Annotated in this window: 5 protein-coding genes and 1 pseudogene; 2 read left to right on the top strand and 4 right to left on the bottom strand. The window is 28.1% G+C overall.

Going from position 1 to position 6,488, the window contains the following annotated elements:
- Positions 1-52: 52 nt before the first annotated feature.
- A pseudogene (locus F811_RS15920) lies at positions 53-1,105 on the bottom strand (Rpn family recombination-promoting nuclease/putative transposase).
- A 46-nt stretch (positions 1,106-1,151) separates the two neighbouring features.
- Positions 1,152-2,363 (bottom strand): DegT/DnrJ/EryC1/StrS family aminotransferase, encoded by a 1,212-nt coding sequence (locus tag F811_RS0100840; RefSeq protein ID WP_020003418.1) that lies wholly within the window; start codon positions 2,361-2,363, stop codon positions 1,152-1,154.
- A gap of 308 nt (positions 2,364-2,671) precedes the next feature.
- Between F811_RS0100840 and F811_RS0100835 the strand changes: the two genes are divergently transcribed.
- Together F811_RS0100835 and flgG are read left to right on the top strand one after the other, a co-directional pair.
- The gene (locus F811_RS0100835; RefSeq protein WP_020003417.1) at positions 2,672-3,439 is read left to right on the top strand and encodes a sulfite exporter TauE/SafE family protein; all 768 of its coding nucleotides are present in this window, start codon (positions 2,672-2,674) and stop codon (positions 3,437-3,439) included.
- Positions 3,440-3,704: 265 nt separating this feature from the next.
- Positions 3,705-4,499 (top strand): flagellar basal-body rod protein FlgG, encoded by a 795-nt coding sequence (gene flgG / locus F811_RS0100830; RefSeq protein WP_008726144.1) that lies wholly within the window; start codon positions 3,705-3,707, stop codon positions 4,497-4,499.
- Positions 4,500-4,545: 46 nt separating this feature from the next.
- On the opposite strand, the gene F811_RS0100825 is transcribed toward flgG, so the two are convergent.
- Entirely contained in the window at positions 4,546-5,106 is a 561-nt protein-coding gene (locus tag F811_RS0100825) for a lytic transglycosylase domain-containing protein (RefSeq protein WP_020003416.1), read from the bottom strand.
- 143 nt (positions 5,107-5,249) lie between these two features.
- Entirely contained in the window at positions 5,250-6,089 is an 840-nt protein-coding gene (dapF, locus tag F811_RS0100820) for a diaminopimelate epimerase (protein WP_020003415.1), read from the bottom strand.
- Between the last annotated feature and the right edge of the window lie 399 nt (positions 6,090-6,488).

Genomic DNA, 6,488 nt, shown 5'->3' with positions numbered 1-6,488 from the left:
TAAAAAACTTGCTCGCATATAATCTCCTACCATTCTTACGAATGGTAGGCACTCACAAGTTTTTTATTTCTTCTATACTTAGTCCTGTTAATTCACTAATAAGATTAATATCCATATTTTTATTTTTCATATTTTTAGCTAATAAATATTTTTCTTTTTCTATACCTTTTTCTATACCTTGTTGAAATCCTATTTCTATGCCTTCTTTTTTTCATTCTGCTCTCTCATACTGAAGCATAGCAGCTTGACCATAAAGAAAAGTATCTCTTTCATTATATGCTGACATCTCTTTTTCATCAGCTACAAATCTTTTATATTTATCTATAACTTTAGACATAATATTATTCCTTTTATTTATAAATAAAAATTGTTCGCTTAAAGTCTCCGACAAGTAAACTTATCGGACGCTCACAATTTTTATAACAAGTTTATTAATATCTTTCTCTAAATCTTTAGTAGTAAAAAAATCAATCCAAGATAAAAGTTTATTTTCATTATAGTTATCTATACTAGCATTTTTTAATATTTCTGCAAATCTTTTAATCTCTATAAAATGTATCTGTAAATCGTCAAGTCTAAGATTAGGATTATTGACATCTGCAAAAAAAATAAAAAACTTGTGAGCATCTAGTAAATTTATTTACTAGATGATAAAAGCGAGCAAGTTTTTTATATATAAATACATAAAACATTTATGCTCTCTTCTTATATCAGTCTCGCTTCCTATATCCAAATTAAAATTTATAAAGCTAATACTAATCATCTGACTTATACCAATATATAAATCACTCTCTTTTAACTCAGAAGCTATATTTTTTGCTATGTAATATAATATTCTTTTTATAAAATTATTATTTCCAACTAACTGTATTTCAACAAGTATCTTTTTACCGTCTTTAGTTTTTGCTTTAACATCGAGAATAGATTCTTTTAAATTTTCATTTTCTGCCAAGTTATAAGGATTAATAATTTCGAGATTACCTACTGATTCAAAACCTGCATCATTTAAAACAGCATTAACAATATTTTCTAATATATCCTCATCACCTTCAGTACCAATTAGATATCGTACAAATAAATCATTGAGTCTGTTAATCTCTTTCATAATTTTATTATACTAAAAATATAGTATTTTGTCAAAAAATAAAAAATTAATTCAAATACTTAATAATATTTTCAGCAATATATACAGCATCCTCTTCTTTTAAAGTGCTATATAATGGAAGTGTTATTTGATTTTTGTACATATTAAAAGCATTTTTATAATTATTAACATCATATCCCAAATCAATATAAGCCTTCTGTGCTGGAAGAGGAAGATAATGAACATTTAAAGTTATTCCAATTGCAGACATTTTATCTATAAGCAAATCACGCTCTGCTTCTTCATAATCTTTTATTCTAATCAAATATAAATGATAAGATGACTCACTAAAACTATCCTTAAAATTAGGAAGTATTATTCTTTTATTTTTAGATAAAATTTCATTATAAATGTTTACTATTTTTTTTCTATTGTCAAGCATAGAATCATATCTTTTAAGCTGAGATAAACCAATGGCAGCATGAATATCGCTCATATTAGCTTTATATCCTGCTAACTCAATACTATATCTCCAAGCACCTCTACCGCCTTTACTTTTATCTAAAGCACTTTTATTTTGTCCATGAAGAGACAATATAGAAAGCTCTTTATATATATCATCAGCATTGATACTGCCTATATCATCAAAAGATAAAGCTCCACCCTCAGCAGTAGTAATATTTTTAACAGCATGAAAAGAAAAAGAACTAAAATCTGCCTGAGAGCCTGTTCTTTTTCCTTTGTAAACAGCACCTATAGAATGGGCAGCATCAAGTAAAAATAAAGCTCTTTTTAATTCTTGCTGATATTTATTTTCTGAAGCATTAAATAATTCTTTTTTACTTTCAAGTATTTTTATAATGCCGTCATAATCGCATGGCTTTCCTCCAACATCTACAGCAATAACAGCTTTGGTTTTATTTGTTACAGCTTTTTCTAACTTTTCTAAGTCTATATTAAAATCATTAGTATCAGCATCTATAAATACAACTTTAGCCCCAAGATGAACAACGACATTTGCAGTTGAAGCATAAGTATAAGCTGGAACTATAACCTCATCACCCTCACCTACTCCGAATATTTTTAATGCAAGCTCCATAGCGGATGTGGCACTTGATAATAGCTTTACTCTTTTTACATCTATATATTTACAAAGCTCTTCTTCAAACTCTTTGTTAACTGGTCCTGTTGTTATCCAGCCTGATTTTAATACCTTAACTACTGCTTCTATTTCACTGTCTGTTATATCTGGAGGCGAAAATGGTATTGATTTATTCATAAATTTTTCCTTAATATACTTTTATGTTATTTAAATTATATTATGTTTACTTTACATAATTATATAATATATAGCATGTAAAAAATAAATCAATAATAATTTATCATTATTGATTAACTTAATATAAAAATATTAAATCTTAATTATGTTTATAATTTTTGATATTTAAGTATTAATCATATTCAACAATTTTTAAAATAATAATAAATACATGTTTCTTATAAATAAATTTTAAATATCATTTGACAAAAAATTATCATAGGTATAATATTTTCTGTCAATAAAAAATAAATTATTGGTGTTGTATTATGCTGAGTATAGAGAATCTAATTATAATAATTATAGGCTGTTCAATAGCAGGTTTTGTTGATGCAGCAGCTGGAGGAGGCGGACTTATAAGTCTTCCAGCATATTTAATAGCAGGTATTCCTCCGCATACAGCACTGGCCACAAATAAACTTACATCCACTTCAGGTGCTGTAGTATCTGCTTTTACTTTCTTTAAAAATGGAAAAGTTACCTCAAAACTAATAAAGTTTTTAATACCTATGACAATATTAGGTTCTATTGTAGGTGTGCAGGTTATAGTATTAATAGATGCTAAAATATTACAGCCTTTAATCATGATATTAATTCTAGCAGTAGGTATTTATACTTTATTTTCTAAAACTTTTGGAACCGAGAACCTATTTGATGAAAATAATTTAAAAAGAAAAAATTATATAATCGGTATGTTATTCGCTTTTCTTTTGGGTTTTTATGACGCGGTGTTCGGACCTGGTACTGGAAGTTTTTTAATAATGTTTTTTGTACTTTATTATAAAATGGATTTTCTTCTTGCATCTGGTAATGCTAAAGCTTTGAACCTTACAAGTAATTTATGTTCATTAATAATATTTGCAATAGAGGGAAAAGTTAATTATATGGCTGGAATATTCGTTATACCTTTTATAATGATATCAACTTACTTTGGTGCTAAGTTTGCAATTAAAAAAGGAATAAAAGTTATAAAACCTATATTTGTAACTATATCATTATTAACAACGTTAAAAATATTAATAGATATAATCAGATAAAAAATATATACCTAATCTGAAAAAATCTTAAATATCTCTTTACTAATATTTATATTCTCATTAATTAAAAAATACTTATCTATTATATCTTTATTTATATTCTTACAAACCGAAATTTTTGATTATTAGCTTGGATAAGTATTTCACTATAAAAACATCATCTAAATAACTTAACATAATATTTTTTATATAAATTCTATAAAGCAATTTTTATAATTACCGAATATATAATATCAATAAATTTATAAATTAGGGAGTGTATTATATGGTACGTTCTTTATGGACAGCAGCAAGCGGTATGAACGGTATGCAATTTAAAACTGACACTATCGCAAATAACCTTGCCAATGTTAACACTATAGGATATAAAAAAGTAAGAGCTGATTTTGAAGATTTAATATATCAAAACTTAAAAATACAAGGCACACCAGCCACAGAAGATACAGTAAGACCAGTAGGACTTCAAACAGGACTCGGTGTAAAAAGTGCTTCTACACAAAAAATGTTTGACCAAGGTTCTTTACAGGCAACAGGAAATAAACTTGATTTAGCATTAGAAGGAGAAGGTTTCTTTCAAGTATTAATGCCAGACGGCAGCGTTTCATATACTAGAGACGGATCTTTCAAAATTGATGCTAATGGTCAAATGGTTACTTCAAACGGATACAGACTAGTTCCAGAAATAGTATTTCCAGAAAACTTTTTGGTAGAGCAAATATCTATATCAAGAGAAGGTGTTGTATCTGTAAAAATAGGTGATGAAAATGATCCTGTAGAAATAGGTCAAATTACACTTCATAGATTTATCAATCAGCCAGGACTTCTTTCTATAGGCGATAACTTATACAAAGAAACAATAGCAAGCGGACCTGCTTTTGAAGGCGAACCAGGTGCTAACGGATTTCCTAGAATACATCAGGGATTTGTAGAAATGTCAAATGTTAAAGTAGTTGATGAAATGGTTGATATGATTGTGGCACAAAGAGCATATGAAATGAACTCTAAAGCAGTACAAACAAGCGATAATTTACTTGCTACAGTTGTAAACTTAAAAAGATAATTTTTTACATAACTAGTAATTATATTAAAGAGGTCTTGATTATATCTTATTCAAAGACCTCTTTTTTATATATATTTCCATACGAACTTTCATCTTTTACATAAAGACTAACCATATTAGTATATTCATATCTTATACTTTCTGCATAAGATTCTCCGTATTCATTATAATTATTACCTGCATTGTAATATCTTAAAGACTTTATTATATCGCCATCAAATCTGTCTAATAGTTTATCTATAAATCTTACACCAAGTATAATATTATCTCTTGCATTATATCTGTTTAGTGAAGGATCAACATCTTCATTTGCTATTGGAGTTATCTGGCAATATCCGTATGCATTCTTTTTTGATAAAGCTGTAGGAATAAAGCTGCTTTCAACTTTTATTAATGCCACCATCAAAAGAGGATCTACATTATAATTACCGCAAACATCAAAAACATCTTTTATAAACCAAAAATCCTGATTATAATGATTGGAAACATCTTTTATTAAAGTAACCCAATCATTAGAAGGAAAAGAATAATCATTAATATTAAAATTATGCGTTTCCAAATTTAAATTACAAAGGAATAAAGCTAATATTATAACTGTTCTTTTCATACACCCCCGCTTATTTGAAAGATAAGTCATATATAAACTGCTAAAAAGCAATTAGTATATATTTTAAAATTAACATTTTTTTAAAAAATGTCATAACAAAATACAATTTTTTTACATTATATTTACTATTTTTTGTACATTTTTTACAATTTAACACACCCTTCAAAACAGTATCTAGCCTCACCTTTCATAAATACACTGTTATTCTCATATCTTAATATTAAATCCCCGCCCAAAAGATGATTAAGTATAATATTATCCGTTCTTTTGCTAATAAATCCAGCTACACATACAGCTGATGCTCCAGTACCGCAGGCCAAAGTTTCAGCACTTCCCCTCTCCCAAGTTCTCTGCTTAACCTCTCCCCTATTTATAACCTCTACAAACTCTACATTAGTCCTGTTTGGAAATATAGGATTATTTTCAATATAACTTCCTATATCATCAATATACATATTAGCAACATTGTCCACAAATATAACAGTATGAGGATTTCCCATAGAAACACAGGTAAAATAGTATGTTTTACCTTTAAAAGTGATAGGCTCATCTATTATCATATTCTTATCTATAGTAGTAGGTATCTTTAATCCCTCAAATATAGGAGAGTCCATATTTATTTCAACGCTGTCAACCTCATTATCTTTTATAAAAAGATTAGCGTCTAATATGCCCCTCAAAGTTTCTATTTTCATAGGGTTATTCTTACTTATTCCTTTATCATAAGCATATTTTGCAACACATCTTATACCATTACCGCACATCTCACTTTCAGAGCCGTCATAATTAAACATTCTCATTTGAACATCTGCTTTATCAGAAGGCATTATCAGTATAATCCCGTCTGCTCCTATAGAATAATGTCTATGGCTCAATATAGGTGAATATTTCATAGCATCTTCTACTGTAAACTTTTCTTTGAAACAATCTATATAAATATAATCATTTCCTATGCCATGCATTTTTGTGAAATTTAATATCATAATAAAAAACCTTTGAATAATTTATTATATTTTATAACATAATCAAATTTAAGTAAATGTTTTATGATTAGAGCTTTTAGATTTTAGTATATACCTAAACAATTATAATTTGTCAAAATTAGTTTTTATGTTTTTATTATTTTCGGGGACTAGCCCTGCGAAGCACACAGTCGTGCCACACCCCAACTTCTTTTGCGACCGTAGGAAGTGCCTGTGGTATTGCCACAAAGAAGCAGGCACAGCCCGCAGTAGCGAAAGGCTACATTTGGGATTTAATTTACTAAAGATATCTTACATGTAACACAACTTTAGTATTATTTAGTACTAATTTTTTACACTTGCACTTTCGCGAAGCGTATCCGAGCTTGTCGAGGATATAAGGTTCTTTGACGAAGTCCG

The organism is Brachyspira innocens ATCC 29796, from assembly GCF_000384655.1.
Classification (GTDB): Bacteria; Spirochaetota; Brachyspiria; order Brachyspirales; family Brachyspiraceae; genus Brachyspira; species Brachyspira innocens.
Note: the sequence above shows the minus strand (reverse complement) of the source record. Positions and strands in the feature narration are given on the sequence as shown.